Source organism: Mycobacterium sp. NAZ190054 (assembly GCF_001545925.1).
Lineage (GTDB): Bacteria > Actinomycetota > Actinomycetes > Mycobacteriales > Mycobacteriaceae > Mycobacterium.
Map to the genome: position 1 here is coordinate 1 of NZ_LMVQ01000360.1, position 2,863 is coordinate 2,863.

Annotated in this window: 3 pseudogenes and 1 other annotated feature; all 3 pseudogenes read right to left on the reverse strand. The window is 64.9% G+C overall.

Annotation, left to right across the window (positions count from 1 at the left end):
* Positions 1-127: 127 nt before the first annotated feature.
* A pseudogene (locus tag ASJ79_RS21665) lies at positions 128-976 on the reverse strand (DUF222 domain-containing protein); the annotation flags it as partial.
* A pseudogene (locus tag ASJ79_RS21670) lies at positions 973-2,233 on the reverse strand (IS3 family transposase). The pseudogenes ASJ79_RS21670 and ASJ79_RS21665, both read right to left, overlap by 4 nt.
* Positions 1,803-1,934, reverse strand: a sequence feature (AL1L pseudoknot). It overlaps the preceding pseudogene by 132 nt.
* A 53-nt stretch (positions 2,234-2,286) precedes the next feature.
* Positions 2,287-2,721 (reverse strand): annotated as a pseudogene (locus ASJ79_RS31370) (DUF222 domain-containing protein); the annotation flags it as partial.
* Positions 2,722-2,863 lie beyond the last annotated feature (142 nt).

Below are 2,863 nucleotides of genomic sequence, written 5' to 3' on the forward strand. Positions count from 1 at the left end.
TAAGGCACGATGGGCAGTGAGGTGGAAGCCCGCATTGAACGCGTTCGCGATCACCTTCAACGGCCGGATCACTCCGACTGGCAACTAACCGATGCCAAGTCAGATCCACCGTTTATCTGACAGTCCCGGTCCAGCCGCCGTCTGGGTTGACGCTGCGGTTGTGGGGTCCGCAGGCCAGGCCGAGTTCGTCGATGTTGGTGTTGCCGCCGTCGGCCCAGTCGGTGACGACGTGGTGGACCTGGGAGCCGTAGGCGCCGATGGTGCAGCAGGGTTTGGTGCATCCGCCGTCGCGGGCGATCAGCATGATCCGTTGGGCCGGGGTGGCGGTGCGTTTGGCGCGGAACAGATCCAGCGCTGAGCCGGTCGCGTTGTCGAACACGGCCAGGTAGTGGTTGGCGTGTCCGGCCAGCCGGATCACCTCTTTGATGGGCATGACGGTGCCGCCGCCGGTGGTGCCGACCCCGGCGCGGGATTGCAGGTCTTGCAGGGTGGTGCGGATGATGATCGAGACCGGCAGTCCGTTGAGTTTCCCGAGGTCGCCGCTCATCAGGGCGATCCGCCCGACGGCGACCAGCGCGTCGTGTTGGCGTTGGGTCAGGCTGCGGTGGTCGTTGTCGATCTGGGCTTGGGTCGGTGTGCCGGAGGTACACGGTTGGGGGTCGTCGGGGTTACACATTCCGGGTGCGGCGTACTTGGCGAGGATCGCTTCGAGCACCGCGCGTGCTTCCGGGGTGAGCTGGGCGGTCATCGCGCTCATCCCGTCGGGGCCTTGTTTGCTGATCGTGACGCCGCGTTTGCGGGCGTGTTCGGTGTCGTCGGGTTCGGGGCCGTCCTGATCGAGCAGGAACAGCGTCAACTCCGCGCAGTCTTTGAGTTCTTTGGGTCCGTTGCCGGCCGCGGTGTGCACCAGGTCGGCCTCGAACTGCTCGCGGGTCGTGGTGTGAAGCGCCCTGGGTTTCCCGGAGGCACGGGCTATTGGATTCCGATCAAGGGTTGGTCGGTCCGGTATGCATCGTAGAACGCGGCTTCGAACTCGGCAGGTGGGATGTCGCCGAGGTAGCTGTGCAGTCTGCGGGTGTTGTGCCAGTAGACCCAGCTGAGCGTCGCCAACTCGACGTCTTCGTCGGTCTTCCATGGCCCACTGCGGGCGGGGCCGTAGATCAATTCGGCCTTGTAGTAGCCGTTCACCGTCTCCGCGAGAGCGTTATCGAAACTGTCCCCAACGGTCCCGATTGACGGGACGGCGCCGATCTCAGCGAGCCTTTCCCCGTAGCGAATGGAGGTGAATTGCGACCCGGCATCGGAGTGACATCTCAAGCCTGGCAACATATTTCCACGTGACCACCTAGCCATCTCCACCGCGTCGAGGACCATCGAGGTGCGCATATGCTGGCCGCCCGCCACCCCACGATCATCCGCGAATACGCATCGATGATGAAGCACACATACGCCACCCCGGCCCAGGTCGGCACGAACGTCAGATCGGTCACCCAGAGCTGGTTCGGGGCCGTCGCGGTGAAATTTCGCTTCACCAGATCCGGATGCCGCGCCGCGGCCGGGTCGGGTTTGGTGGTGCGGACCCGTTTGCCGCGCCGGACTCCTCCGATGCCGGCGGCGCGCATCAGCCGGGCCACCTGATCGCGGCCGACGTCATAGCCCTCGCGGCGGGCGGTTTTCCAGAGCTTGCGGGCCCCGTAGACGCAGTAGTTGTCTTTCCAGAGCTGACACAACGCCGGCCCCAGGACGGCGTCACGCTGGGCCCGCGCCGACAGAACCCGGGCTTTGGCGTCGTAATAGGTGCTCAGGGCCACCTGCAGGCCTGCGCTGCGCAGAACCCTGCAGATGGGCTCGACCCCGAACTCCTCGCGATTGGCGTCGATGAACTCGACTATTTCTTGTGTTGGCGGTCGAGCTCCGCCCCGAAGAAACTCGCCGCTCGTTTCAGAATCTCGTTGGCACGCTTGAGTTCTCGAATCTCCTGCTCGAGTTCCTGCACCCTCTTCGACTCCGAGGTGCTCACCCCGGGAGCCAGACCCTCGTCGATATCGGCCTGGCGGACCCAGGTGCGCACCGACTCCACGCCGTAGCCGAGCTGGCGAGCAACGCGCTGCACCGTGCCCTGCTCGGTCCCCAGCTCAGCCCGCAAGGTGCGGACCATCCGCACCGCGGCGGCCTTCTCCTCAGCACTGTATCGACGTGTCGTCGGCTTCCCGGGCGACTGTTCCTTCGGCATACCTGCATCCTCGTTTCCAAGGTCAGGAGCCTCCGGGATTTCCAGGGCGCTTCAGTGTCGACCCAGCCGGGCAGCTTGTTGACCGCTTTGCGGATCACCTCGACGTGTTCGGCGGTGATCAGCCCGTGGGCTTGGGCGACCGCTGTGGCGGGCAGCACCGGCGGCAGCGACGGCCCGGTGAATGCCTGGCGCGGCGCCAACAGGGCGGCTTCGGTCAACCTGCGGTGGGCCTCGCTGGTCGAGATCCGCCAGCGCACCGTGAGCACTTCTTTCCACGATTTCGCCCCCATTGCCTGGGGGGTGGCCTCGGCCTGCAGGCGGGCCAGCAGGCGGTGACTCATCGTGGGCAGCCGACACCCCAGGGTTTCGAGTTCATCCAGGGCCGCCATCAGCTCGGGTCGGGTCAGCAGGTCGACCTCACAGGTGGCCACCTCGTCGAAGGCGGCACACAACCCGCTCACCGCGTCCTGCAAGTCGATCCCCGACATACTTTCGAACAAACTTACTGCTTATCTGCTTAAGTGGACTAGCAGCGATCAGAATTCGCCGTAGGTATCGCTGGTGATGAATTCGGTGGCATCGTCGTTGGACGAGAACGGCTCTGACGTGCGGCTGACAAGCTCACTCAAC